This is a genomic window from Gemmobacter sp. LW-1 (assembly GCF_001303875.1).
Classification (GTDB): domain Bacteria; phylum Pseudomonadota; class Alphaproteobacteria; order Rhodobacterales; family Rhodobacteraceae; genus Gemmobacter; species Gemmobacter caeni.
In genome coordinates this window covers 47,136-73,163 of the sequence record NZ_LJSC01000043.1, presented here as the reverse complement: position 1 = coordinate 73,163, position 26,028 = coordinate 47,136, and the positions used below count along the sequence as shown (strand labels likewise).

Here is a 26,028-nt window from a genome sequence, read left to right as displayed (position 1 = left end):
CCCGAGACCGCCATGTACCGCCAGAAATACATCTTCCTGCTGCCCGGCCTTCTGGTGCTGGTTGCGGTGATCCTGTTCCCGCTGATCTTCACCATCCGCGTCAGCTTTTCGTCATGGGATGTCTACAATCCCGGCCTGAACAATGCGGGCAGCGCGATGTATGCCCGGCTCTGGGACGACAGCCGCTATTGGGAGGCACTCTGGCGCCTCTCTCTGCTCAGCCTGTCAACGGTGCTGATCCAATATGTGCTGGGGTTCGCGCTGGCGCTGCTGGTCTGGCGCGACATTGCCGCGCGGCGCTTCCTGCGTGTGCTGTTTCTGGGGCCGATGATGACAACCCCGGTGGTCATGTCGGTGATCTGGCGCACGATCTTTCACGAAAGCCTCGGTCCGCTGAACCCGATCCTCGAAGCCCTTGGCATCGGCGCCCAGCCCTGGCTGTCACAGGCCACCCATGCCTTCGCCGCAGTGATGATCGTCGAGATCTGGCAATGGACGCCTTTCATGTTCCTGTTGCTGCTGGCGGGGCTGCTGTCGCTGCCGTCCGAGCCGTTCCTGGCCGCCAGGATCGACGGTGCGGGGCCGGTGCGGACCTTCCTGTCGGTGACCTTCCCGATGATGGGCGCGATCTCGGTCGGTGCCATCCTGATCCGCGCCATCGAGGCGTCAAAGATCATGGAAACCGTTTACGTGCTGACCTCGGGCGGGCCGGGCACCGCGACCGAAACGGTCAGCTATTACATCTACATCCGGGGCATGCGCGATTTCCAGATCGGCTACGCTGCCGCGCTGTCGCTGACCTATCTGGTCATCATGGCCGTGGCGCTGACCCTGATCGCCAAGGCCCTGATCCGCCTGATGGTGCGGGAGGCGCGGGCATGAGAACGCTTTACCTCGCCCTGAAATATCTGGCCGTCACGCTCTGGTCCGGTTTCGTGATCTTCCCCTTCCTCTGGATGCTGACCACCAGCTTCAAGACCGCCAATGGCGTGACCGGCGGCGCCACATGGCTGCCATGGCTGCAATACCAGCCCTCGCTGGGTGGCTGGCAGTCGCTGTTCGGCGGCGCAGGCGGGGTCAATATCGTCAGACCCTATCTGAACTCGCTGGTCGTGACGCTGAGCGGATCGGCCATCGCGCTGATCCTTGGCACGCTGGCCGCCTATGGCCTGTCACGGTTCAGCTTTCGCGCCGGGCCGATCCGCAATGGCGACATCACCTTCTTCTTCATCAGCCAGCGCATCATGCCGCCCATTGTGCTGGCGATCCCGTTCTTCCTGATGCTGCGCTGGCTGGGGCTGCTCGACAGCCTGCCGGGGCTGATCCTGGTCTATGTCGCGCTGCTGATGCCGATTGCGGTCTGGGTGATGGTGGATTTCTTCAACACCATTCCGCGTGGTCTGGACGAGATGGCCTGGATGGACGGCTGCCCCCCGGTCACCACCTTCCTCCGTGTCATCCTGCCCAATGTGATGCCGGGCCTCGTGGTGGCGGGGATGTTCTGCCTGATCTTCGGCTGGAACGACTTTTTCTTCGCTTTCACGCTGACCTTCACAAAGACGCAGCTTCTGCCGGTCTCCATCGTGGCGCTGAACTCGTCGGTGACGCCATGGTGGGCGCTGTCGGCAGCGGCCATCGTCTCGGTCGCGCCGCTGGCGGTGCTGGCCTTCGTGGTCGAGCGCTTCCTGTCGCGCGGCGGTCTCGCCGGGGCGGTGCGCTGATGCTGGTGCTGCGCGATCTTTCCCTGACCGAAGGTGGCGTGCCGCATCTGGCGGCGGTCAGTGTCGAGGCTGAGCCGGGGCGGATGACCACCCTGCTGGGCCGCACCGGGGCGGGCAAGACCACGCTTCTGCGCGCGGTGGCCGGGCTGGTGCAGCCGCAATCGGGCCAGATTTCACTGGCGGGTAACGACTGGTCACGCCTGCCACCCTGGCGGCGCCCGGTGGCCATGGTCACCCAGCAATTCATCAACTACCCGCATCTGAGCGTGCTGGACAACGTGGCCTTTCCGCTGATCCGGCGCGGTGAACCGCGCGAGGCCGCCCGCGAGGCCGCGGCTGCAATGCTGGGGCGCGTCGGTCTGGCGCAGATGACCGGGCGGCGTCCGGCGGCGCTTTCGGGCGGACAACAGCAGCGTGTGGCCATTGCCCGCGCACTGGTCAAGCGCGCGCCGGTGCTGTTGCTGGACGAGCCTTTCGTCAATCTGGATTACAAGCTGCGCGAAGGGCTTCGCGAGGAGCTGGCAGAGCTTTTGCGCAGCCAGAGCGACACCGTGGTGCTTTATGCCACCACCGACCCGCGCGAGGCACTTCAGATGGGCGATTGCACCGTGCTGATGGCCGAGGGGAGGGTTCTGCAAGCCGGGCCGCCTCGTGCCGTCTTTGGTGCCCCGGCCACGCTAGAGGCGGCGCGGGTGGTCAATGACCCGCCGATCAACCTGCTGGCAGCCGAAATCACCCAAAGCGGCCTTGTGCTGGATCATCTGGGGCCGCAATCCCCCGGGGCAACAGGCCGCGCCTTGCCGCCGGGGCGTTACACGCTGGGCCTGCGGGCCGCGGATATCCGCAGCGGCGGCCACCTTCCCGCGCGCGTCGCCCTGACCGAGGTTTCCGGCTCGGAAACCGTCACGCATCTGATGGCGGGGGCGCAGCCCCTTGTGATGCTGGAGCGGGCGGTGACCGATCACCGGCTGGGGTCCGAACTGGGCCTGATGCTCGATCTGGGGAAGGCGCTGGTCTTCGGTGCCGATGGCGCCCTGATCCCGAAAGGAGCCAGCCATGGCTGAGATCCGGTTGCAAGAGCTTGCCCATGCCTATGCCCCCGGTGCGCCTCATGCGCTGAAACCGCTGGACATGACCTGGCGCGACGGGGGCACCTATGCGCTGCTCGGGCCGTCGGGCTGCGGTAAATCCACCATGCTCAATATCATCTCGGGCCTGCTGCATCCCTCGGAAGGGCGGGTGCTGTTCGACGGGCAGGATGTCACCCGTCTGGGCACAGGCCAGCGCAATATCGCGCAGGTCTTTCAGGTGCCGGTCATCTATCGCTCGATGACGGTGGGGCAGAACCTTGCCTTCCCGCTGGTCTGCCGGGGCGTCCCGACCCCGCGTATCCGCCAACGGGTGGAGGCAATTGCCGAACGGCTTGGCCTCACACCACTGTTGAAACGGCCCGCCAATGCCCTGACGGCCGATCAGAAACAACTCGTTTCGCTGGGCCGTGGGCTTGTACGCGAGGATGTGGCCGCAATCCTGCTGGACGAGCCGCTGACCGTCATCGATCCGCAGATGAAATTCGAGCTGCGCCGCATCCTCAAGGAAATCAACGCCGAATTCCGGGTGACCATGGTTCTGGTCACGCATGACCAGACCGAGGCGATGACCTTTGCCGAAGAGGTGATGGTGATGAACCATGGCGAGGTGGTGCAGGCAGGCCGCCCGCGCGATCTGTTCGAACGACCGGCCACCACGCATGTCGGCCATTTCATCGGCTCGCCCGNNNCCATGAATTTCCTGCCCGCGCTGGCCGTCGCGGGGCGTGCCGTCGTGCCGGGCACCGGCTTGTCGCTGCCGCTGCCGGACGGGCTGCCCACAGATTGCCTCGTGCTGGGTTTCCGGCCGGAGCACGCGCGGCTTTCGGGCGCAAGCGGCACCATGCAGGGCCGCGTGGCGCGGCTGTGGTTCGAGGGGCTGGACGAGATCGTGGCCCTCTCCCACCCGGCGGGCGAGGTGCGGCTGCGGGCACCGGCCGGGCTGGGGCTCGCCCCCGGTGACACCGCCGCCTTCACCCTGCGCGACACCGCGCTGCGGCTTTATCGCAACGGGCGCCTAGTCGCCTGATTTACCGGAAAGGAGCATCCCATGGCCAAGGCCATCCACAGCATGATCCGCGTTCTTGACGAGGAACGCACGCTGAAGTTCTACGACGAGGCCTTTGGCCTGAAACCCGCCGCCCGGCTGGATTTCGACACATTCACGCTGGTCTACCTTTCGAATGCCGAAAGCAGCTTCGAACTGGAGCTGACCATCAACAAGGGCCGGACCCAACCCTATGACCTTGGCGACGGCTACGGCCATCTGGCGGTGTCGGTGCCCGATGTGGCTGCAGAACACAGCCGCCTGACCGCCCTTGGACATGCCCCGCGCAAGATCGTCGACTTCGCCCCAGGCGGCGAGGTGATCGCGCGGTTCTTCTTCATCGCCGATCCCGACGGCTACCAGATCGAGGTGCTGGAACGGGGCGGTCGCTACCTTTGACCCAACCCCGCCGGGAGGAGCGGCGGGGCACTCAGCCAACAGCAAGGAGGACACCATGACCACCAAACCGAACTGGCGCGGGATGACCCGCCGCCAGCTGATTGCGCGCAGCTTTGCGGCGGGCACTACGCTGATCGTCGGCGCCGGCTTCGTTGCCGCGCCGAATGCGGCCTGGGCTTATGAGGCGGCGGCACTGAAGCCCGAAACGCTTGCCACGCTGATCCGCATGGCGCGCGACATCTATCCGCATGATCACATCGGCGATGCTTTCTATGTCACGGCGGTGAAAGGCTATGACACCGCCGAAACCGCGGCCGAGATCGAGGCGGGCATCGCCGCGCTGAATGCCGCAGCACAGGGGGCGGGCCATGCCAGCTATCTGGATGCCGCATGGGAGGATGACCGCGTGGCCCTGCTGCGCGGGATGGAGAAATCCGCCTTCTTCCAGAAGATCCGGGGTGGGCTGGTGACCGGGCTCTACAACCAGAAAGAGCTGTGGCCGCTGTTCGGCTATGAAGGCGAGTCCTTCAGCCAGGGCGGCTACATCGACCGTGGCTTCGACGACATCGACTGGCTGTAAGGAGAACAGGACCATGGTTGCGAAATTCGACCTGAATGACGACTCGGTCGTCCTGATCATCGGCACCGGCGCAGGCGGCGGGGTGCTGGCCAACGAACTGGCGCAAAAGGGCGTCAAGGTGGTGGCGCTGGAAGCGGGCGGGCGCTATCTGCCCGAGGATTACATCAATGACGAATGGGATGCTTTCGGCCAGCTGTCATGGCTCGATGCGCGGACCACTTCGGGTGACTGGCGCGTGGCACAGGATTTCTCGGGCCTGCCCGCCTGGATCGTCAAGGCTGTCGGTGGCACCACGATCCACTGGGCCGGGGCCTCGCTGCGGTTTCGTCCGCATGAATGGAAGGCCCGCACCACCTATGGCCATGTCGCGGGCGCCAATCTGCTGGACTGGCCGATCGACGCCGAGGAAATGGCGCCCTGGTATGAAAAAGCCGAGGCCAAGCTGGGCGTGACCCGCACCGGCAATTTCCCCGGCCTGCCCGGCAACAACAATTACAAGGTGCTGGAAAAGGGCGCGCTTGCCCTGGGTTACAAAGAGGTCTCCACCGGGCGCATGGCCATCAACTCGATCGAGAATGATGACCGCCCGGCCTGCCAGCAGACCGGCTTCTGCTTCCAGGGCTGCAAATGGGGCGCGAAATGGTCGGCCGCCTATACCGATATCCCGAAGGGCGAGGCCACCGGCAATCTAGAGGTGCGGTCCAATGCGCAGGTGCTGCGCATCGAACATGATGAAAACGGCCGCGTCACCGGCGCGCTTTATGCCGACAAGGAGGGCAACCAGCATTTCCAGAAGGCGCGCGTGGTCTGCGTTGCGGGCAATTCCATCGAAAGCCCGCGTCTGCTGCTGAACTCCGCCTCCGAGATGTTCCCGGATGGTCTGGCCAATTCCTCGGGTCAGGTCGGGCGCAACTACATGCGCCATGTCACCGGATCGGTCTATGGCGTGTTCGAAAAGCCGGTGCGGATGTGGCGTGGCACGACCATGGCGGGGATCGTGCAGGACGAGGCCCGGTTCGACCCGTCGCGCGGTTTCGTCGGCGGCTACGAACTGGAAACCCTGTCGCTTGGCCTGCCCTTCATGGCGGCCTTCCTCGATCCCGGCGGCTGGGGGCGTGGCTTCACCTCGGCCATGGATGATTACGAACGGATGGCGGGAATGTGGATTGTCGGCGAGGACATGCCGCAGGAAACCAATCGCATCACGCTGTCCTCGACGGTGAAGGACCAATATGGTCTGCCCGCACCCAATGTGCATTTCGATGATCACCCGAATGACATCGCGATGCGCAGTCATGCCTACCGGCAGGGCGAGGCGATCTATCGTGCCGCCGGCGCCACCCGCACCTTCCCGACACCGCCCTATCCGTCCACGCATAACCTTGGCACCAACCGGATGTCGGAACATGCGCGCGACGGTGTGGTGAACCGTCATGGCCAGACCCATGACATCGCGAACCTGTTCATCTCGGATGGCAGCCAGTTCACCACCGGCGCGGCGGAAAACCCGACGCTGACCATTGTCGCCCTCGCGATCCGGCAGGCAGACCACATTGCGGCGGAACTGTCGCGGCAGAACCTGTAGGTCAGCACAGCCATCCTCTTCCGCCTGTCCAGTGGCGGAAGGGGCGCGGGCAAGCCGGTTCACCCTTTGGGGTGCCGGCTTGCCTTGCCATGCCGCCCCGGCACCGGGCACCTGTCAGCCGATCCAAGACCAAAGTGGAATGGCACGGTTCGGGCACTCTGCTAGCCTTGGTCAGCCATCGGCACAGAGGAGGATGACATGGCCTGGAAGAAACCGACCCTGAAGGAAGTTGCCTGCGGCATGGAGATCAACATGTACGGTCCCGCCGAGGATGACCGTCGTTCCGACGACGTGATCTGACCCGGCGATGATCGTCCGGACGCTCGGCGCGGGGGCTGGTGGCGGGCTGCCGCAATGGAACTGCGGCTGCCGCAACTGTGCCCTTGCCCGGGCGGGCGCGATCCCGGAAATGACGCAGTCCTCGGTCGCCGTTTCCCCGGACGGCGACCGCTGGATCGTCCTGAATGCCTCGCCCGACCTGCGCGCGCAACTGGCTGCCGCGCCGCCGCTGCATCCGCGCGGGTTGCGCGACACACCCATCGCGGCGGTCATCGTAACCAATGCCGATGTGGATCATGTGGCGGGTCTGCTGACACTGCGCGAAAAGACCGGGTTTGACCTCTGGGCCACATCGGGTACCCGCGCCGATCTGGCGGCGAACCCTATCTTTGGCGTGCTGGACCCAACGCTGGTGATCCCGCGCACCATCGCACTGCATCAGCCATTCGAGCCCCTGCCCGGCCTGCAGGTCACCGCCTATCCTGTGCCCGGCAAGGTCGCGTTATATCTGGAGGGGGCTGCGCCCAATACCCGGATGCTGGGCGAACAGACCATCGGCCTGCGGATCGAAGCCAAAGACCGCGTGTTTCACTACATCCCCGGCTGCGCCGAAGTGACCGACGATCTGGTCGCACGGCTGGCCGACGCCGATCTGCTGTTCTTCGACGGCACCGTCTGGTGCGACGACGAAATGCCTGCCAGCGGCACCGGCGCCAAAACCGGCGCGCGGATGGGCCATATCGCAATGTCCGGCCCCTCGGGCAGTCTGGCACGGCTAGCCGGGCTGCGGGCGCTGCGCCGCTACATTCATGTGAACAACACCAATCCCGCGCTCGACCCCGCCAGTGCCGAACGCACCGCCCTGCGTGCCGCCGGGTGGGAGATCGTTCAGGATCAGGAGGAGATCCGCCCATGACCGACCAGAGCCCGAACCCGCAGGCCTTCGAAGCCCGTCTGCGCCAGATCGGCGCCGAACGCTATCACGACCGCCACCCGTTCCATCATCGCCTGCATGGCGGCCAATGCACGATGGACGAGGTGCAGGCCTGGGTCATCAACCGCTGGTATTACCAGTCGCGCATTCCGATGAAAGACGCGGCCTTCATGTCGCGCTGCACCGACCCGCAGTTGCGCCGCATCTGGCGCAGCCGGATCGAGGATCACGATGGTGGCGAAGCTGAGGGCGGCGGCATCCGGCGCTGGCTGAAACTGGCCGAGGGGGTGGGGCTGGACCCTGATTACGTCGCCTCGGGGCGCGGCGTGATGCCCGCCACGCGCTTCGCGGTGGATGCCTATGTGCGTTTCGTGCGGGACGAGCCGCTGATCGCGGCCATGGCCTCGTCACTGACGGAACTGTTCGCGCCTGCCATCCACGGCCAGCGGATCGAAGGGTTGCTTGCGCATTACCCCTTCGCCAATCCCGAAACCACCGCCTATTTCCGCCACCGTCTGACCGAGGCGCCGAAGGACGTGGCCTTCACCCTGCGCTGGGTTCTGGATCACGCCACCAGCCGCGCCGATCAGGAGGCTGCCGCCGCCGCACTGACCTTCAAGACCGAGGTGCTTTGGGCACAGCTTGATGCGCTTTGGCATGGCTATGTCGAGGGCAGCATCCCGCCCGGCGCCTGGCGCCCCGGTGAGGGACAGTTGCGATGAGCGCCGACCCGCTGGTACTGCTGCCGCGCGGGGTTCGGCTGCATGACGACCGCGTGCGGGGACGGCCCGTCCTTCTGGGGCCGGAACGGGCGCTGATGCTGGATGACATTGCCCATGCCATCCTGACCGAAGTCGACAACCGCAGCCGCGAAAGCCAGATCGTCACCCGTCTGGCTGCGCGCTTTGCCGCGCCCCAGGCCGAGATTGCCGGGGATGTGCATGAGTTCCTGAGCGATCTGCGCGACCGGCGGCTGGTGGATCTGCTGCCATGAGCGCCATTCCCCCGCCGATCTCCATGCTGGCCGAGTTGACGCATCGCTGCCCGCTCGCCTGCCCTTATTGCTCCAACCCTCTGGAATTGCTGAAATCCGATGGCGAGCTGCCAACGGAAACCTGGGCCGGTATCTTTCGTCAGGCTGCGGACCTTGGCGTGTTGCAACTGCACCTTTCCGGGGGCGAACCCGCCGCGCGCCGCGATCTGGCTGATCTCGTTGGCGCGGCGCGTGACGCGGGTCTTTACGTCAACCTCATCACCTCTGGCATCGGGCTGACCGAGGCGCGGCTGGATGCGCTGGAGGCGCGCGGCCTCGATCATGTGCAACTGTCGCTGCAAGGGGTGAGTGCGGCGGTGGCGGACCGGATCGGCGGCTACACAGGCGGATTTGACCGCAAGATGGCGGTGGCGCACAGCATCGCCCGGCGCGGCCTGCCGCTGACGGTGAATGCGGTGATGCACCGGCACAATCTGGACCAGTTGCCGCAGGCGATTGCACTGGCGGCCGAGCTTGGCGCCCGGCGGATCGAAGTCGCCTGTGTGCAGTTCTATGGCTGGGCGCTGAAGAACCGCGCCGCCCTGCAACCCAGCCGCGCGCAGGTCGCGGCCGCCAAGGCCACGGTGGAGGCCGCGCGCGACAGCTACAAGGGCCGCATGCAGATCGACTTCGTGCCGCCCGATTACTATGCCGATTATCCCAAGGCCTGCATGGGCGGCTGGGGGTCTACGGGTCTGAACATCGCGCCCGACGGGACGGTGCTGCCCTGCCATGCGGCGCAGACGATTCCGGGTCTCAGCTTCCCGAAGGTGACCGACCTGCCGCTGGCTGATATCTGGTACCGCAGTGACGCTTTCATGGCTTTCCGCGGCACCGATTACCTGCCGGACATCTGTCAGGGCTGCGCGCGGCGGGACCGGGATTTCGGGGGATGTCGCTGTCAGGCGATGGCGCTGGCAGGAGATGCCCGCGCGGCTGATCCGGTCTGCCGCCATTCGCCGCACCGGGGGCTGGTGGACCGGCTGCTGGCCGAGGCGGATGACCGGCCACTGGAAACCACCGATTTCACCTATCGGCGCTAGCGCGTCAGTGCCCGAGAGCAGATCCGCTTCACCCCGTTCATCTGTAAACAATGCGCAGGAATATCTCGCAGCGCGGTGCCGCTGGCCTGTCTGACGCCCGGAAGGCGGGAACGATACTGAACACAAACATGCAAATGAAAAACGGGCGCACAACTGCGCCCGTTTCCGTCATGGCTGTGGCACGCGGGGCAACCCTGCGTGCCATGAAGACCTCAGAAGAAGCCCAGCTTGTTGGGGTTGTAGCTCACCAGCATGTTCTTGGTCTGCTGATAGTGGTCCAGCATCATCTTGTGCGTTTCGCGCCCGATGCCCGACTGCTTGTAGCCACCGAAGGCTGCATGGGCCGGATAGGCGTGGTAGTTGTTCACCCAGACGCGGCCTGCCTCGATGGCGCGACCAAAGCGATAGGCGCGGGTGCCGTCACGGGTCCACACACCGGCGCCGAGGCCGTACATCGTGTCATTGGCGATGGCCAGCGCCTCAGCCTCGTTCCTGAAGGTGGTCACGCTGACGACGGGGCCAAAGATTTCTTCCTGGAACACCCGCATCTTGTTGTGGCCCTTCAGGATGGTCGGCTGGATGTAGAAACCTTCCGCCAGATCGCCGTTGAAGCGCGCGGCATCGCCACCCACCAGCACCTCGGCGCCTTCATCACGGCCGATTTGCAGGTAGGACATGATCTTGTCATGCTGCATCCGCGAGGCCTGCGCGCCCACCATGGTGGCCATGTCGCGCGGGTCGCCCTGCTTGATCGCCTTCACGCGGGCGATGCAGCGGGCAATGAATTCCTCGTAGATGTCTTCCTGGATCAGCGCGCGCGATGGGCAGGTGCAGACTTCACCCTGGTTGAAGGCAAACAGCACAAAGCCTTCGACCGCCTTGTCAAGGAAGGCATCATCCTCGGCCATCACATCGCTGAAGAAGATGTTGGGCGACTTGCCGCCCAGTTCCAGCGTCACCGGGATCAGGTTCACCGTCGCCGCTTCCATGATCTTGCGGCCCGTGGCCGTCGATCCGGTGAAGGCGATCTTGGCGATGCGGTTCGACCGCGCCAGCGCGTCGCCCGCTTCGGCACCATAGCCGTTCACGATGTTCAGCACGCCCGGCGGCAGCAGATCGGCGATCAGTTCGGCGAGCACCAAAATGGCCGCCGGGGTCTGTTCGGCGGGCTTCATCACGATGCAGTTGCCGGCGGCCAGCGCGGGGGCCAGCTTCCACGCCGCCATCAGGATCGAGAAGTTCCACGGGATGATCTGACCGACGACGCCCAGCGGCTCGTGGAAGTGATAGGCCACGGTGTCATGGTCGATTTCCGACATGGTGCCTTCCTGGCTGCGCAGGACACCGGCAAAGTAACGGAAATGGTCGATCGACAGCGGAATGTCGGCAAAGGTCGTCTCGCGGATCGGCTTGCCGTTGTCCCAGGTTTCGGCCGCGGCCAGCAAATCAAGGTTGGCTTCCATCACATCCGCGATCTTCAGCAGGATGTTTGACCGATGCGCCGCCGAGGTCTTGCCCCAGGCGTCTTTCGCGGCATGGGCGGCGTCCAGCGCGGCATTCACGTCGGCGGCATCCGAACGGGCCACTTCGCAGACCTTCGCGCCGGTGATCGGGGTAATATTGTCCATGTAGCGCCCCGCCACCGGGGGCACGAAACGTCCGCCGATGAAATTGTCATAGCGGGATTTGAAGGGCGAGACCGTGCGGAAATCGGCCTGTGTCATCTGGTTCATGCTGTTCCTCCTCCGAAGCCGCCTCCTTGCGGCCATGGGGAAAGCATGGGGTCTGGGGATGAGTCGGTCACCGGGGGCAGGAAGGTTCGCGCCGCACGACTGTCTCAGGTTTGAGACAGTCGGGGCGCGGAAATCTCAGGTCCGGCCCAGCTTGCGGTGCATGGTCGCGCGGCTCAGCCCCAGCGCACGGGCGGCGGCGGAAACATTGCCCGAGGCACGCGCCATTGCCCGGATCAGCACGGCGCGCTCGGCATCTTCCAGCCGTTCATGCGCTTCCAGCTGCACCAGATCAGCCAGCGGGCGCGGCATGGCAGACAGATCGCCCCTCAGCCCCAGATGGGTGCGCGCCGCTCGGGTGGCGCCGATCACCAGATCATCGGCATCTACTGCCAGCACCGCCCCCTGCCCCTGATCCAGGCCCGGCACCAGCACCATGCGCGCGCGGGGGAAATGATCACGGAACAGATCCGTCTCCATCTTCCGGGCCGTATCGCCAACGGTATGGGCAATCAGCGAGGCCACCGCCTCGGGCAAGTCGGCGCGGGCGGTGGAAACGTCGATCACCGCCACCAGCCGTCCCTGCGCATCATGCACGGGGGCGGAGGAACAGGACAGGCCGGTGTTATGGGCCAGAAAATGCTGATCACGGTGAATGGTCACTGCCCGCCCCTCGGCCAGACAGGTGCCGATGCCATTGGTGCCCAGCTCCGCTTCGGACCAGTTGGCGCCGGTCCAGAGACCGGAGTCGGCAAAATCGCGGTCATCGCCCGGATTGCCGCGCCGGTCCAGCGCCACGCCTTCGGCATCGGCCAGCACGACGCAGGCGCCAAGACCGCCGACGATCTGGAACAGCCGGTCCAGATGCGGCGCGGCCAGCAGCGGCAGCGGCCCGAGCCGGTCACGGGCCTCCGCCAGCTCGGCCTGTGTCAGACGAGGCACGGCATGGCGGCGGGTCGGGTCCAGCCCGTGCAGATGCGCCGACCGCGCCCAGGAGGCCGCGATGGCGGATCGGGCCGCCTGCCCGTTGGCAAGCGCCACCTCGATCCTTTGCAGGTGGCGGGACAGGGGTGTCTGCATCTGCGGTCCTCCGGGACGTCGGCTCTGCCGACCCTCCCCCACAGAAGCACCCATCCCGCCTGTCCGCAACGCGACCAAAGGCGCAGTTTTGCCGGATCAGGCGCTTTTGCGCTGAACCGTGCCGGTCAGGTTCGCAACGAGATCCCCTGGCAGATCCGGCTCCGTAACCAGCGCCGGAACAAGGCCGATCCCCTCGCGTTTCGCGCGGTAGACCAGCGCGCTGGTGCGGTCATAGCCCAGATCAAGGCTCAACCTGGTGGCCAGCGCGAGGCTGCCTTCAAACAGCGCGCGGCAACGGTCGGCATCCGCCACGATCCCGTCAACGCAGCGCGTGCGGAAGGTGTTGGCCGCGTTTTCCATCAGGCTCAGCGACTCAAGCAAACGGCACAGCAGCACAGGTTCCATCGCGTTCAGCTGCAATTCACCCGCCTCGGCTGCCATCGTCACCGTCACATCATTGCCGACCACCGCACAGGCCACCTGATTGACCATCTCGGGGATCACCGGGTTCACCTTGCCCGGCATGATCGACGATCCGGCCTGTACCGGCGGCAGGATGATTTCGCCCAGACCAGCGCGCGGCCCGCTGGACAGCAGCCGCAGATCCGAGGCGATTTTCGACATTCGCAGCGCGGCGGATTTCAGTGCCGCCGAAAACTGTACCAGCGCGCCCTGATCGTAGCCCGCGGCGAACAGGTCGTCTGCGCCGGTCAGATCAAAGCCCGAGATTTCCGACAGCGCGGCAATGGCGCGGGCGCGATACCCTTCAGGTGCCAGAATACCGTCACCAATGGCTGTGCCACCCAGATTGATCACGCGCAGCCCTTCGCTTGCGGCGGTGATCTGGCGCACGCTGTCGGCCAGCGTGGCAGCAAAGGCAGCAAATTCGGTGCCAAGGCTCATCGGCACCGCATCCTGCAACTGGGTACGGCCAACCTTGGTGATCCCGGCGAACTCTGTCGCCTTGTTGCGGAATGCCAGCGTAAGCGCCTCCAGCGCGGTGGTCAGCGCCCGCGCCCGGTGCAGCAGCGCCAGCCGGATTGCCGTGGGATAGACGTCATTGGTGGATTGCGAATGGTTCACATCGTCGTTCGGATGCAGGTAGCGGTATTCGCCAAAGCCATGCCCCATCGCCCGCAGGCCCAGATTGGCGATGACTTCATTCGCGTTCATGTTCGACGAGGTGCCCGCGCCCCCCTGAATCAGATCAACCACGAAATGATCGTGGTGCTGGCCCGCGATGATCTGGTCGGTGATGGCAGTGATGACCTGCGCCTTTTCCGGTGCCAGGACCCCCAGTTCCAGATTGGCCCGCGCGGCAGCCTGCTTGACCATGGCGAGGGCACGCACGAATTCCGGCTCGTCCTTCAGGCGGCTGCGCGAAATCGGAAAGTTCAGGACGGCGCGGGCGGTCTGCGCCCCATAGGCCAGATCATCGGCGATTTCGACGACGCCAAGCTGATCCCGTTCGACACGCATGGAAGTTCTCCGTTGTTGCTGTGCCAAGGATGTCGCGGCGCTGTCTTTTGCGGAAATGCCGTTGATACATTTATCATGCCTTTTTTGCATGATGCCTTTTCGGTATGATCAATGCCGAAACGGGCAGGGAGCATGCAATGGAACTGGTCTGGCTGCTGGATTTCGTGACGCTGGCAGAATGTTCGGTGTTCTCGCGCGCGGCGGAAATCCGCAACGTGACGCAACCTGCCTTCACCCGCCGCATCAAGAAGCTGGAATATGCGGTGGGAACGGTGCTGTTCGACCGTTCCGTGCATCCGGTCACGCTGACCCCGGCGGGTGAGAAATTTCTGCCGGTGGCGCAAAGCCTGATCTTTGAATGGGAAACCGCGCGGGCCGAGCTCGCGGGGGCGGGCGAGGCGCGGGCGGGTATCCGCATTGCCTGCCTGCAATCGCTGAGCGTGGCCTATGTGCCCGTTTTCCTGCGCAATCTGTACGATCATGGTGCGCGGCCACGCTTCCGGGTCTTTGCCGACAATTTTGCCGGCTGCGTGGATGCCGTCACCTCCGGTTCTGCCGATGTGCTGATCTGCTATTCGCATGACACGATTTCCACCGGCAGCTTCCTGCCGGGCAAGACGGTCTGCCCGCTGGACCGCGACCGCCTGATCCCGGTGTCGAAGGCCATGGCCGGGCAGGCGCTGCATGGGCTGGACGGGGGAAACATCCCCTTCCTGTCACCGGGGCCAGGCAGCTTTCTGGGGCGGCTGACCCGCACGATCCTCGCCCGCAACGGCGACGCGCTGTCGCTGGATACGGTTTATGAGGACAGTATCGGCGCCGCGCTGAAAACTGCCGTGGTCGAAGGGCTGGGTATTGCCTGGCTACCCGAAAAACTGGTCGCAGCGGAACTGGCCAGCGGGGCGCTGGCCGATCTGTCGCGCGACATGCCGCAGATGGCCGAGCCGATCGGGATTACCGCCTATCGCAACGCCCATGCCACCAGCCCGCAGGTCGAACGGTTCTGGTCGCGCCTCGTCAGCCGCAACGCGGGCTGAAGGGCTCAGCGCCCGGTCAGACGGTTTGCCCAGGTCGCAAGGCGCGAGGTGGTCTTGCCGCCGCCCGCCGCCTCGTTCCGGTCCGCGCGGTGGTAAAGCCAGTACATGCCATGCACCCCCAGCCAGCGGAGCGGCTCCACTTCCCATTTGCGCGGGCGGCGGTTGACCCAGGGCAGAGCGGTCCGTTCGGTCTGGCGGTCCAGCACCAGATCGGCCAGCGTCTGCCCCGAGAAATTGGAGGTCGAGACCCCCAGCCCGACATAGCCGCCCGCCCAGCCGATGCCGGTCTGCGGGTCCATCCCCGCAGTGGCGCACCAGTCGCGCGGCACGCCCAGCACCCCGCACCAGGCATGATCCAGCCGCAGCCCGCGCGTCTGCGGCAGCATCCGATAAAGGATGTCCTTCAGCTTTTCGATGGTTTCCGGCTGGGTCTGGCCGCGGGTATCGGTTTTCGAGCCAAAACGATAGGGCACGCCGCGCCCGCCCATGGCGATGCGGTTGCCCCGCGTGCGCTGCGCATAGCAATAGGCATGCGAGGCATCGGCCAGAAGCTGATGATCCTCCCAGCCGATCTCGCGCCACAGGTCATCGGGCAGTGGTTCGGTGACCACAATGGCGCTGTTCATCGGCAGCCACTGACGTTCGTTGCCGGGGATGCCATGGGTAAAGCCCTCGGTGGCGCGGATGATCCGGTGCGCCGTAACCCTGCCCCGGTTCGTGGTGACAAGGCCCTTTGAGATGCCGGTCACGGTGGTCTGTTCATAAATCGCCACCCCGCGCCGTTCCACCGCATCAGCCAGACCGCGCACCAGCTTGGCGGGCTGCACGCGGGCGACGTGGTGACGCACCAGCGCGCCCTGCGCATCGGACACCCGGATGCGCGCCGCCGCCTCGGCCCCGCCGATCAGTTCCAGCCGCGTGGTCGGCACCTGCCAGGACATCGCGGTTTCGTAATCCGCGCGCAGACGCGCCATTTGTGCGGGGGTCTGGGCGAAGGTCAGGCAATCGGTCAGCCGGAAGTCGCAGTCGATGCCCTCGGCCTCCGTCACGCGCTTCACCTCGTCCACGGTGGCGCGCAACTGGCGTTCAAATTCGATAACCCCCGCACGGCTGCCGGAGGACAGGTATTTGTGGCGGCTCCATCCGAATTCGCCCGAACACCAGCCGCCATTGCGACCCGAGGCGCCGAAGCCCGCGAATTCCTTTTCCACGATGGCGATGGACAGGCCGGGCTCAGCTTCTTTCAGGTAATAGGCGGTCCAGAGGCCGGTGAACCCCGCGCCGACGATGCAGACATCCACCGAGATGTCGCCGGGCAGCGGTGGGCGATAGCCCGGCACGCCGCCCATATCGGCATACCAGAACGACACTTCGCCATTGGTCCCTACGTCCATCTTCCGCTCCTTGCCACGCCGCACCACCGCCGATCACGCGCAGTATGCGGCCTTCGCCGGGGCGTGCCAATTCCCCACGGGGAAGGTTTGGCGGGCCGCCACCCCGGAGGCCCCGGGGCGGCGGCAGCCGGATTACAGGTCTTTCACCAGCCGCAGCGCATCATAGATCGCGGCATGGGTGTTACGCGCCGCCACCGCATCGCCGATGCGGAACAGCCGGAACCGGCCTTCGGTGTTGCGCCGCACATCCTGCACAGCACCGGCGGTCAGCGCGCGGTAATCCACCTCGCCCAGGTTCGACGACTGCGGCTTCAGCTCGAAATAAAGCTCGTCCAGCGGGCGGGTGCCGTGGTTGACCACCACCTGATCCACCAGCCGCTCGCGCCGGAAATCGCCGTAGTCGCTGCCCAGCGTGGCGCGCAACGCATTGCCCTCGCGTGCGACCGACATAAGACGCCAGGTCACCGTGAAGGTGGTGTCGCGCTTTTGCAGGTTGCGCATGTAGGGCACAAGGTTCATCGCCATGACCTCGGGCGAGAAGCTGCGGTCCGGGGTCACGATTTCTACCGCGGCCCCGGTGGCCGAGATCAGATCGGCCGCTTGCAGCGCCGCATGATCACCCGCGTCGTCATAGATCAGCACATTGCTGCCCGGCTTCACATCGCCCGACAGGATGTCCCAGGCAGAGACCACGAGGTCATTGCCACCCGACAGCACCTCGGTATGCGGCAGACCACCTGTGGCGATGATCACCTCGTCGGGGTTGGTCGCCAGAATATCAGCGGCATCGGCGAAAGTGTTGAAGCGGAAATCCACCCCCAGCTTTTCGCATTGCGCCTGACGCCAGGCGATGACCGAGATCATCTCGCGCCGCCGTTCATCCTGCGCGGTCAGGCGGATCTGGCCGCCCGGCTGGTCAGCCGCTTCGAATACGGTGACGGCATGGCCACGTTCGCCCGCCACCCGCGCGGCCTCCATCCCCGCCGGACCGGCGCCGACAATGGTGATGCGCTTCTTCGTGGCGGCAGCGGGGATGCTGTGCGGCATCGTCTCTTCCCGGCCCGTCGCCGGGTTGTGCAGACAGAAGGCCAGCCCGCCCTGATAGATACGGTCAAGGCAATAATTGGCGCCGACACAGGGACGGATGTCATCCTCCCGCCCTTCGATGACCTTGCGCACCAGATGCGGGTCAGCCATATGCGCCCGCGTCATCCCGACCATATCCAGCTTGCCGCTGGCGATGGCGTGCCGTGCCGTCGCCACATCGGGGATCTTCGCCGCATGGAAGGTCGGAAAGCCGGTCGCCGCACGGATCTCGCCCGCGAAGTCCAGATGCGGCGCGTTCTTCATACCCTGAATCGGGATCAGATCGGTCAGCGCCGGGTCAGTGTCGATTGCCCCGCGCACGACATTGAGGAAATCGACCAGCCCGCTGTTCTTCAGCTTGTGGCTGACCTCCAGCCCCTCGGCCGCCGTCATGCCGCCCGGCTGGCACTGATCGCCGGTATAGCGCAGGCCGACGATGAAATCCTCGCCACAGCGGGCACGGATGGCGCGCAACACGTCGAAGGTAAAGCGCAGCCGGTTGTCGAGGCTGCCACCATAGGGCGCCTCAAGATCATTGGTCAGCGGCGACCAGAACTGTTCGAGCAGGTGGCCGTAAGCCTCCAGCTCGATCCCATCCACGCCCGCCGCCTTCATCCGCTCGGCGGCATCGGCGAAGTCGCTGATGATGCGGGTGATATCCCAATCCTCGATCCGCTTCGGAAAGGCACGATGCGCCGCCTCACGTTCATGGCTGGGGGCGACGACCGGCAGCCAGTCGGCCTTGTCCCAGCGGGTGCGGCGGCCAAGGTGGGTCAGCTGGATCATCACGGCGGCGCCATGGTCGTGGCATTCATCGACCATCTGCTTCATCCAGCCCACCACCTCGTCCTTCCAGGCGAGGATGTTGTTGAACACCGGCGGGCTGTCCTGCGCCACGCTGGCGGAACCGGCCGTCATTGTCAGCGCCACCCCCGCCTTTGCCCGTTCCACATGATAGGCGCGGTAGCGGCCCTTCGGCATCCCGTCTTCCGGGTAGGCCGGTTCGTGGCTGGTGATCATGATGCGATTGCGCAGCGTGAGATGCTTCAGCTTGTAGGGCTGCAAAAGCGGGTCGTTCGACATGGCGGGCGCCTTTCGGATGCGGGCTGGCAGGTGAGTCTGGCGGGATCATCGGAAAAATGTTCATAACTGTCAAGAAAACAGTCAGTGTAGAACATTTCTTGCGGATACCGTTCGTTCCGCCTAGTCTGCGTGTCATGGAAGAGACGGAAAAACCTGAAACGGGCTGGCGCGGATCGCGCGAGGGCTGGCTGGAAGCGGCCTATGGTGCGCTGATCCGCGAGGGCGTGGATGCGGTGAAAATCCTGCCGCTGGCGGAGCAGCTGAAGCTGTCACGGACGTCGTTCTACTGGTTCTTCCAGAACCGCGACGCGCTGCTGGCCGCACTGGCCGAGATGTGGGAGGCGCGGACCACAACCCCCCTGACCGCCGCGACGCGTGAATTTGCCGAAACGGAGACGGAGGCGATGCTGAATGTCATCGCCTGTTTCCTGCGGCCCGAGACCTTCGACGCGAAGCTGGAATTCGCCATGCGCGGCTGGGGCCTGAAAGACCCGGCCATCCTTGCCCGCGTGGCCGAGGCTGATCAACAGCGACTGGCCGCGCTGGCTGCCCTGCTGGAACGCTGGGGCCATGCGGCGCTGGATGCCGATGTGCGGGCGCGCACCATCTATCTGGTGCAGATCGGCTATATCTCGATGCAGGCTGACGAGACGCTGGAAACCCGGCTGGAGCGGATTCCGAGCTATGTCGAGATCTACACGGGGCGCCCGCCGGAACCACGCGAGATTGCCCGGTTCCGGGGTCGTTTCGGCCTCTAGGCTCAGAAATTCAGGGCCTTTTCGGTGGCGACCTCCAGCGCCGCGGTAATGGCCTCGGCAAAGCCCGACGCCTCGGCCGCCGTCAGCCCCGCCGCCGTGACACCGCGATAGCCGTGGTAGCTTTCCAGCAGCGCCGCCGCCTGTTCCGGGCCCTGGGTGAACAGCGCGGGGGCACCGCAGACCACCGACCGCACGGCCCGCCATGCCACATCCGGCGCGATGCCCCGCCTGATGGCGTCGTGATACATTGCCTGCGCCATCAGCGCCGGATAAGCCGCACCCGAGCCGGACAGCGCCGACATATAGGCCAGCGCCGTCTCATCCGCCACGCGATCCACCATGCCGATGGCGCCCAGCACCCCGGCCACCCGGGTTGCGGCTGCGGCGGGGATCTCGCCCGCGCACCACGGCACATGAGCCTGCCCCTCCTGCGCACCGCCGCCGGGCATGGCGCGGGCGATGGTGGCCCGCGGCCAGTCCCGCGCCAGCCGTTCCAGCGGCACGCCCGCCATGAAGGAAATCACCAGCCCGCCAAAGCTCTGCGGGACGGGGATGTGGTAATCCCCGGGACGCACCGACAGCACCACAACCCCGGCGCCCGCCAGAAGGTCATCAAGGTCTGTCGCCCAGTGAACGCCCGGCCAGCCGTCATAATCCGCCGTCGGCCCGCGCCGGTTGAGCAGGTGCAAAGCCCCCGGCGGCAGGCCGCGCCGCAGCAGGTTCTGTCCGAGCGCCAGCCCCAGCCAGCCGGTTCCGCCAAGAATTGCAATGCCCTGTGCCATGCCGATCAATACCACATATCCGCGACTTCCGCCTTTCGCCGCGCCACGAAATCGCGCAGCGCCTCGTCAATACCTTCGTCCAGCGCCGGGGCCTCATATTCCGCCAGCCGCCGCTTCCACAGCTTGTTGGCACGGCTCGCGGCATCCTCCGACCCGGCAGCCTCCCATTTTTCGAAAGGTTCGTTGTCGGAAAGCTCGCTGTCCCAGAAGGCGGTTTCGTAATGGCCCATCGTATGCGTGCAGCCGAAGAAATGGTTGCCCGGCCCCACTTCGGCGAAGGCATCGACGGCAAGCTGGTCGTCATCGACCTGCACGCCCTTCAGATAGGAATGCAGCGCGCCGCAAAGGTCGGCGTCCAGCATGAATTTCTCGTAGGACATCGACAGCAGGCCGTCGAGGAACCCGGCGGAATGCAGGATGTAGTTCGCCCCGCAGTGAATGGCCGAGAGCATGGACATCGTGCCCTCCATCATCGCCTGCGCGTCGGGGAGTTTCGAGGTGGTGAAATTGCCGGCGCAGCGCAAGGGCAGGTTCAGCCGCCGCGCAAGCTGGCCAATGACCATGCTGCCGATGGCGGGTTCGGGCGTCCCGAACGTGGGGCTGCCGGAGCGCAGGCTCATCGACGACAGGAAGTTGCCAAAGACCACCGGGGCGCCGGGGCGTTCAAGCTGCGTCAGCGCGCAACCGGCCAGTGTTTCGGCCAATGCCTGCGCGATGGCGCCCGCGCTGGTGACCGGCCCCATGGCACCGCCGAGGATGAACGGCACGAGGATGGTGCCCTGTCCCGCCCGCGCATATTCCCGCATGCCACGAGTCATCGTGCCATCCCAGACCAGCGGCGAGTTCACGTTGAAATTGCCCATGATCACGCAATTGCGGTCGGCCATATCGGCGCCGAACAGGATGCGCGCCATTTCCACGCTGTCGGCGGCCCGTTCCGCCGCCGTGACCGAGCCCAGAAAGGCGCGGTCGGAATATTTGATATGGGCATAGACCATATCGAGATGGCGCTTGTTCACCGGCACGTCGGTCGGTTCGCAGATCGTGCCGCCGGAATGGTGGAACCACGGGGACGACTGCGCCAGTTTGATGAAATTGGTGAAATCCTCGATGGTGCCAAAGCGGCGGCCCCGGTCGAGATCCATCACGAAGGGGCTGCCATAGGCCGGGGCGAAGACCACGTTGCGCCCGCCGATCTGCACATTGTTGACCGGGTTGCGGGCGTGCTGGGTAAATTCGGCCGGGGCAGTGCGCACGATCTCGCGCAGCATACCGGGTTCGAACTTCACCGAAACGCCGTCCACCTTCGCCCCGGCACGGCGCCAGAGGTCCAGCGCCTCGGGGTCGTCGCGAAACTCAAGCCCGGTTTCCGCCAGAATGCGGTTAGCAGCCGCCTCGATCTTCAACAGGTTTTCCTCGCCCATCACGTCATAGGTGGGGATGCCCCGCGTGATGTAGGGCACATGCACGCCGCGCGTGGCACCTGTGCCGCGCTCGCTGCGGCGCATGTCGCGCCCGCCGCTGCGGCGCCGCCCGCGGCCGGACTCGTTCATGTCGGTATTGAGGTCATCCATGATTTCACCTTCGGCAGAGCGTGGGACAGCATGACCTTAAGGCCGCCGCGCGGCAGTTGTGACGAGCAGAAAAAAGGCCCGAGTCGATGATCTGAGGTTATATACCGGCAGCGAATTCGTCGATGATCCAGTCGCGGAAGGCCGCAGCAGCGGGCGAGAGTTCGCGGCCATGCGGTTCCATCAGGTGATAGCGCTCCTCCAGCATCACCCGGCGCCCGCCCACCTGAATCAGACGGCCTTCCACCAGATAGGGGTTGATCAGCGTAGCCCAGCCAATCGCCACACCCTCGCCGTGCAGGGCAGCGTGAATCGTATCGGTGTAATGGTTGAACCGCAGACGGCTGGTATCCGAGGCTTTGGCGATGGCCGGGGATTCCCCCGCCAGCTTGGCCCAGGACCGCCAGGACAGCCAGGCCGGGTCCACCCAATCCGAGGCCAGAAGCGGCATCTTCGCCAGATCGGCGGTGGCCGCCTGCATCCCCAGCCGCGCAAGCAGGCGCGGGCTGCACACGGGGAACACCTCGTCCGCGATGGTGGCAAGACTGCGCGCATCTTCAAAGGGCGGCTTGCCGTAGCGGATCGACAGGTCCAGCCGGTCGCGGCGCAGGTCCGTGATGCTGTCTTCGGCCACCAGGCGCAGCTTGATGTCGGGATAAGCCGCGCGAAACTCGGCCAGACGCGGCAGAAGCCAGAAATGTGTGAAGGCCAGCGTCGCCCCGACGGTGATGCTGTCATGCACGACAGGCTGGCGGATCGTCTCGATCATCTCGGCGATGCGCTGGAACGAGCCGGACAGCACCGAGGACAGCGCCGCACCCTGCGTGGTCAGCACGACCTTGCGATGCGCGCGAACGAAAAGCGCGGTGTTCAGCTCGGCCTCAAGCTGCTTGATCTGCCGACTCACTGCCGCTTGCGTCACCCCCAGTTCCGAGGCCGCACGGGTAAAACTTTCCAGCCGTGCCGCCGCCTCGAAGGTGGTCAATGCGCCAAGCGAGGAAATCGTTCGCCGCAGACTGACCATTTTCGACCTCCTGTCGCGATTTTACGAAACGCATAACTCAGAGTTATCTAAACGTCGAGAATTTTTGCGGTTGAGCGAAAAGCTTCCGCAACGGAACGTCAACGGCACTTACCAGTCGGCGGAACAAGCCGGCAAAAGCAACAGGCCGGGGAGGCGCCTCCCCGGCGCAGGGAGCAAATGATGAAAGCCAGCCTCTTCGTGACATCGGCCGTCCTGGCCACGATTGCCACAGCCCAGACCGCTGCGGCCTGTGGCGATGTGACGATCACCGAAATGAACTGGGCCTCGGCCGGGATCGTGACCGGCGTATCGAAATTCCTTATGGAACAAGGATATGGCTGCAAGGTTACCGTGGTTCCTTCGAACACTGTGCCCGCGCTCGCCTCGGTGGCGGAAACCGGCAAACCGGATATCGTGACCGAACTCTGGCTGAACTCGCTGCCGGAGTACAAGCCGCTGGAGGAAGCGGGCAAAGTCAGGACCGTGGCGCATGTACTGTCCGATGGCGGTGTCGAAGGCTGGTGGATTCCCGATTATCTGGCGGCCGAACATCCTGAGCTGACCAAGATCGACGGTATTCTGGCGCATCCCGACATGGTGGGCGGCGTGTTCAACAACTGCCCCGAAGGCTGGGGCTGCCGGGTGGCCAACGATAACCTGAAGGTTGCCTATGATCTGGCCGGACATGGCGTGACGGTTTTCGACCACGGCTCGGGCGAGACGCTGGCCGCCTCCATCGCCTCAGCCTATGCCGACAAGAAACCGTGGTTCGGCTACTACTGGGCACCGACCGCCGTTCTGGGCAAATATCCGATGGTGAAGGTCGATGTCGGCCCCTATGACGCCGAGGCGCATGTCTGCAACCAGACTGTCGGCTGCGCCAATCCGAAAAAATCGGATTTCCCCAGCGCCGAGGTCGTGACCGCCGTGACCACCGATTTCGCCGCCCGCGAACCCGAAGTCGTCGATCTGATGTCGAAAGTCGCCTTCACCAACCAGCAGATGGGCGAGGTTCTGGCGTGGCAGGAAGAAAACAAGGCCTCGATTGACGAATCCGTGGTGCACTTCCTGATGACCTACCCGGATGTCTGGACGGCATGGGTCAGCCCGGAAGCCAAGGAAAAACTGGCCGCTTTCGCACAGTGACCCTGATCGGGGGGCGGTCTTGCGCCCCCCACCTTCCGGTGAGGACCGATGGCAGCCTATACTCAACTTTTCGATACGCTGGGCCTGCGCGCCTGGTGCGACGCCGGATCGACCGGCGGGCCGATGACCATGGCGCAACTGATGGCCAAGGCGAAGGCGCAATCCGGCGGGGCCGAGGAGGTCGCGTTCTGGTCGCGGCCCTTTCCGTCGCTGGATGTGCTGAATGAAAGCTGCAACGCCATCTGGCGCACGCGCGATCTGACCGCCGCGGTCGAAAGCCTGTTCATGAGCATGAAAGACGGTCTGAAGCTGGTGCTGGACCCGCTGACCCAGCCGCTGAGCTGGGCGCTGACCGGCACGCTGAAGGGCTTTGCTTTCCTGCCCTGGTGGCTGACCATGCTGCTGATCCTGCTGGTGGTGCAGCGCGTGACGCGGTCGCGCGGGCTGACCGCCTTTGTCGGCGCAGCCATGCTGGTTCTGGCCCTCATCAACCATTTCGACGCGGCGATCCAGACTTTCGCCATCATCCTCGTCTGCACAGTGATTTCGGTGCTGCTGGGCCTGCCCATCGGCATCCTGATGTCGAAAAACGACCGGGCGCAGAAAGTGGTGCTGCCGGTTCTGGACCTGCTGCAAACCCTGCCGTCCTTCGTGTATCTGATCCCGCTGATCTTCCTGTTCAGTGTGACCGAGCCAAAGCTTTATGGCATCGCCATCATCCTCTACGCCATCGTGCCGATCATCCGGCTGACCGATCTGGGCATCCGTCTGGTCGATCCCGATGTGACCGAGGCCGCCGATGCCTTCGGCATGACCCGCTGGCAGAAGCTGGTGAAGGTCGAGCTGCCTCTGGCCATGCCCAATATCATGGCGGGGTTGAACCAGACCATCATGATGAGCCTCGCGATGGTCGTCATCGCCTCGCTGGTGTCGGCGCCGGGCCTGGGCGTGCTGGTGCTGCGCGGCATCAACAACCTTGAGCTGGGCGTGGGTCTGGTGGCCGGTCTGGGCATCGTGCTGCTGGCCATCATCCTCGACCGGGTGACCAAGACCGCGCTGTCGCGCATGAATGCCGGAGACCAGCAATGAACGCGCCCGCCCCGGTCAAGATTTCGGTCCGCAATCTCTACAAGATTTTCGGGCCACGCCCCGAGGCGGCGCTTGCCGATGTCCGGAAAGGCATGGGCAAGACCGAGCTTCTGGAAAACGGCAAGCATGTGCTGGGTCTGTCCGACATCAACATCGACATGCGGGCGGGGCAGATCACCGTCATCATGGGGTTGTCGGGCTCGGGCAAATCCACGCTGGTGCGCCACCTGAACCGGCTGATCGAGCCGACGGCCGGTCAGATCCTGATTGACGGCACCGATGTCACCGGCCTGTCGCCCGAAGGGCTGCGCAGGCTGCGGCAGGACCAGATGACCATGGTGTTCCAGAAATTCGCGCTGCTGCCGCATCGCACGGTTCTGGAAAACGCGGCGCTGGCGCTGGAGGTCAAGGGCGTACCGCTGGCGGAACGCAGCGCCGAAGCGATGAAATGGCTGGAGCGTGTCGGGCTGGGCAAATTCGCCGACAGCCATCCGCACCGGCTGTCGGGCGGGATGCAGCAACGGGTCGGCATTGCCCGCGCGCTGGCCTCCAACGCGCCGATCCTGCTGATGGACGAGGCGTTTTCGGCACTCGATCCGCTGATCCGCACCGACATGCAGAACCTGCTGCTGCAATTGCAGACGGAACTGCACAAGACCATCATCTTCATCAGTCACGATCTGGACGAGGCGCTGAAGCTGGCGGATCATCTGGTCATCCTGAAGGATGGCTGTGTGGTGCAGCAGGGCGATCCGCAGAGCATCGTGCTGCATCCGCGCGATCCCTACATCGTGGACTTCGTCAGCGACATCAACCGCGCCCGCGTGCTGCGGGTACGGTCGGTGATGACGCCGGGCCTGTCGGACGACATGCCGCCCGAGACGGTGGATACCGAAACCACGCTGGAGGCGCTGATCGCGCTGTCCGATGGCGACACCCATCGCGCCTATACCGTTCTGAACAAGGGCCAGCCCGCTGGGCGGATCGACATGCGCGACGTGGTGCGCGCGCTCGTTCCCAAGGTGGGCTGACCATCCCGCTTTCCTCCTCCCCTCCTCC

Annotated in this window: 25 protein-coding genes and 1 pseudogene; 18 read left to right on the top strand and 8 right to left on the bottom strand. The window is 65.0% G+C overall.

The window, feature by feature from the left end:
- The first annotated feature begins 12 nt into the window (after window positions 1-12).
- The 13 genes and pseudogenes from AO684_RS11595 to pqqE all read left to right on the top strand — a co-directional run bounded on the left by AO684_RS11595 (window position 13) and on the right by pqqE (window position 9,710).
- The gene (locus AO684_RS11595; protein ID WP_054303038.1) at window positions 13-882 is read left to right on the top strand and encodes a carbohydrate ABC transporter permease; all 870 of its coding nucleotides are present in this window, start codon (window positions 13-15) and stop codon (window positions 880-882) included.
- Window positions 879-1,721: a carbohydrate ABC transporter permease gene (locus AO684_RS11590; RefSeq protein WP_054302906.1), complete on the top strand. Its 843-nt coding sequence runs from the start codon at window positions 879-881 to the stop codon at window positions 1,719-1,721. Before AO684_RS11595 ends, AO684_RS11590 begins: the two co-directional genes overlap by 4 nt.
- Window positions 1,721-2,785 (top strand): ABC transporter ATP-binding protein, encoded by a 1,065-nt coding sequence (locus tag AO684_RS11585; RefSeq protein WP_054302905.1) that lies wholly within the window; start codon window positions 1,721-1,723, stop codon window positions 2,783-2,785. The genes AO684_RS11590 and AO684_RS11585 overlap by 1 nt, the downstream gene beginning before the upstream one ends.
- Window positions 2,778-3,498, top strand: a pseudogene (locus tag AO684_RS11580) (ABC transporter ATP-binding protein); the annotation flags it as partial. The gene AO684_RS11585 and the pseudogene AO684_RS11580, both read left to right, overlap by 8 nt.
- A gap of 3 nt (window positions 3,499-3,501) precedes the next feature.
- On the top strand, window positions 3,502-3,839 hold a 338-nt coding region (locus tag AO684_RS22275; RefSeq protein ID WP_235451273.1), incomplete at its 5' end, for a TOBE domain-containing protein.
- 21 nt (window positions 3,840-3,860) lie between these two features.
- Window positions 3,861-4,256, top strand: coding sequence for a VOC family protein (locus AO684_RS11575; RefSeq protein WP_054302903.1), 396 nt, complete (start codon window positions 3,861-3,863; stop codon window positions 4,254-4,256).
- Between the two features lie 55 nt (window positions 4,257-4,311).
- A complete protein-coding gene (locus tag AO684_RS11570; protein WP_054302902.1) occupies window positions 4,312-4,836 on the top strand; it encodes a twin-arginine translocation pathway signal in 525 nt (174 codons plus the stop codon).
- A gap of 13 nt (window positions 4,837-4,849) precedes the next feature.
- Window positions 4,850-6,421 (top strand): GMC family oxidoreductase, encoded by a 1,572-nt coding sequence (locus tag AO684_RS11565; RefSeq protein WP_054302901.1) that lies wholly within the window; start codon window positions 4,850-4,852, stop codon window positions 6,419-6,421.
- Between the two features lie 198 nt (window positions 6,422-6,619).
- A complete protein-coding gene (pqqA, locus tag AO684_RS11560; RefSeq protein WP_054302900.1) occupies window positions 6,620-6,721 on the top strand; it encodes a pyrroloquinoline quinone precursor peptide PqqA in 102 nt (33 codons plus the stop codon).
- A gap of 7 nt (window positions 6,722-6,728) precedes the next feature.
- Window positions 6,729-7,616 carry a pyrroloquinoline quinone biosynthesis protein PqqB gene (gene pqqB, locus AO684_RS11555; RefSeq protein WP_054302899.1) on the top strand — a complete coding sequence of 296 codons (888 nt, stop codon included), beginning with the start codon at window positions 6,729-6,731 and terminating at the stop codon, window positions 7,614-7,616.
- Window positions 7,613-8,356 carry a pyrroloquinoline-quinone synthase PqqC gene (pqqC, locus tag AO684_RS11550; RefSeq protein ID WP_054302898.1) on the top strand — a complete coding sequence of 248 codons (744 nt, stop codon included), beginning with the start codon at window positions 7,613-7,615 and terminating at the stop codon, window positions 8,354-8,356. The genes pqqB and pqqC overlap by 4 nt, the downstream gene beginning before the upstream one ends.
- Window positions 8,353-8,628: a pyrroloquinoline quinone biosynthesis peptide chaperone PqqD gene (gene pqqD, locus AO684_RS11545; RefSeq protein ID WP_054302897.1), complete on the top strand. Its 276-nt coding sequence runs from the start codon at window positions 8,353-8,355 to the stop codon at window positions 8,626-8,628. Before pqqC ends, pqqD begins: the two co-directional genes overlap by 4 nt.
- Window positions 8,625-9,710: a pyrroloquinoline quinone biosynthesis protein PqqE gene (pqqE, locus tag AO684_RS11540; RefSeq protein WP_054302896.1), complete on the top strand. Its 1,086-nt coding sequence runs from the start codon at window positions 8,625-8,627 to the stop codon at window positions 9,708-9,710. The genes pqqD and pqqE overlap by 4 nt, the downstream gene beginning before the upstream one ends.
- A gap of 212 nt (window positions 9,711-9,922) precedes the next feature.
- Here the strand turns inward: pqqE and AO684_RS11535 are convergent, their stop codons facing one another.
- The 3 genes from AO684_RS11535 to AO684_RS11525 all read right to left on the bottom strand — a co-directional run bounded on the left by AO684_RS11535 (window position 9,923) and on the right by AO684_RS11525 (window position 13,999).
- The gene (locus tag AO684_RS11535) at window positions 9,923-11,443 is read right to left on the bottom strand and encodes an aldehyde dehydrogenase family protein (RefSeq protein ID WP_054302895.1); all 1,521 of its coding nucleotides are present in this window, start codon (window positions 11,441-11,443) and stop codon (window positions 9,923-9,925) included.
- Window positions 11,444-11,578: 135 nt separating this feature from the next.
- Window positions 11,579-12,520: a GAF domain-containing protein gene (locus AO684_RS11530; RefSeq protein WP_054302894.1), complete on the bottom strand. Its 942-nt coding sequence runs from the start codon at window positions 12,518-12,520 to the stop codon at window positions 11,579-11,581.
- A gap of 96 nt (window positions 12,521-12,616) precedes the next feature.
- Entirely contained in the window at window positions 12,617-13,999 is a 1,383-nt protein-coding gene (locus AO684_RS11525; protein ID WP_054302893.1) for an aspartate ammonia-lyase, read from the bottom strand.
- Between the two features lie 137 nt (window positions 14,000-14,136).
- Between AO684_RS11525 and AO684_RS11520 the strand changes: the two genes are divergently transcribed.
- Window positions 14,137-15,036 (top strand): LysR family transcriptional regulator, encoded by a 900-nt coding sequence (locus AO684_RS11520; protein ID WP_161806012.1) that lies wholly within the window; start codon window positions 14,137-14,139, stop codon window positions 15,034-15,036.
- 5 nt (window positions 15,037-15,041) lie between these two features.
- Here AO684_RS11520 and AO684_RS11515 read toward each other — a convergent pair whose 3' ends face one another.
- Window positions 15,042-16,430, bottom strand: a complete 1,389-nt coding sequence (locus tag AO684_RS11515) for an FAD-binding oxidoreductase (protein WP_054302891.1) — start codon at window positions 16,428-16,430, stop codon at window positions 15,042-15,044.
- Between the two features lie 132 nt (window positions 16,431-16,562).
- Complete coding sequence (gene hpbA, locus AO684_RS11510; protein ID WP_054302890.1) at window positions 16,563-18,599, bottom strand: N-methyl-L-proline N-demethylase HpbA; 2,037 nt, start codon at window positions 18,597-18,599, stop codon at window positions 16,563-16,565.
- 134 nt (window positions 18,600-18,733) lie between these two features.
- On the opposite strand from hpbA, the gene AO684_RS11505 reads away from it, so the two are divergent.
- Window positions 18,734-19,357: a TetR/AcrR family transcriptional regulator gene (locus AO684_RS11505; RefSeq protein ID WP_054302889.1), complete on the top strand. Its 624-nt coding sequence runs from the start codon at window positions 18,734-18,736 to the stop codon at window positions 19,355-19,357.
- Between the two features lie 2 nt (window positions 19,358-19,359).
- Here the strand turns inward: AO684_RS11505 and AO684_RS11500 are convergent, their stop codons facing one another.
- The 3 genes from AO684_RS11500 to AO684_RS11490 all read right to left on the bottom strand — a co-directional run bounded on the left by AO684_RS11500 (window position 19,360) and on the right by AO684_RS11490 (window position 22,734).
- Window positions 19,360-20,139 carry a pyrroline-5-carboxylate reductase gene (locus AO684_RS11500; protein WP_054302888.1) on the bottom strand — a complete coding sequence of 260 codons (780 nt, stop codon included), beginning with the start codon at window positions 20,137-20,139 and terminating at the stop codon, window positions 19,360-19,362.
- A gap of 5 nt (window positions 20,140-20,144) precedes the next feature.
- Entirely contained in the window at window positions 20,145-21,692 is a 1,548-nt protein-coding gene (locus AO684_RS11495) for a trimethylamine methyltransferase family protein (RefSeq protein WP_200907809.1), read from the bottom strand.
- Window positions 21,693-21,810: 118 nt separating this feature from the next.
- Window positions 21,811-22,734, bottom strand: coding sequence for a LysR substrate-binding domain-containing protein (locus tag AO684_RS11490; RefSeq protein ID WP_054302886.1), 924 nt, complete (start codon window positions 22,732-22,734; stop codon window positions 21,811-21,813).
- Between the two features lie 180 nt (window positions 22,735-22,914).
- On the opposite strand from AO684_RS11490, the gene AO684_RS11485 reads away from it, so the two are divergent.
- From AO684_RS11485 to AO684_RS11475, 3 genes are read left to right on the top strand one after another with little or no spacing between them, the layout of a single operon-like run.
- Window positions 22,915-23,880 (top strand): ABC transporter substrate-binding protein, encoded by a 966-nt coding sequence (locus AO684_RS11485; protein ID WP_054303037.1) that lies wholly within the window; start codon window positions 22,915-22,917, stop codon window positions 23,878-23,880.
- Between the two features lie 48 nt (window positions 23,881-23,928).
- A complete protein-coding gene (locus AO684_RS11480; RefSeq protein WP_054302885.1) occupies window positions 23,929-24,969 on the top strand; it encodes a proline/glycine betaine ABC transporter permease in 1,041 nt (346 codons plus the stop codon).
- Complete coding sequence (locus AO684_RS11475) at window positions 24,966-26,000, top strand: glycine betaine/L-proline ABC transporter ATP-binding protein (RefSeq protein ID WP_054302884.1); 1,035 nt, start codon at window positions 24,966-24,968, stop codon at window positions 25,998-26,000. Before AO684_RS11480 ends, AO684_RS11475 begins: the two co-directional genes overlap by 4 nt.
- The last annotated feature ends 28 nt before the right edge of the window (window positions 26,001-26,028 follow it).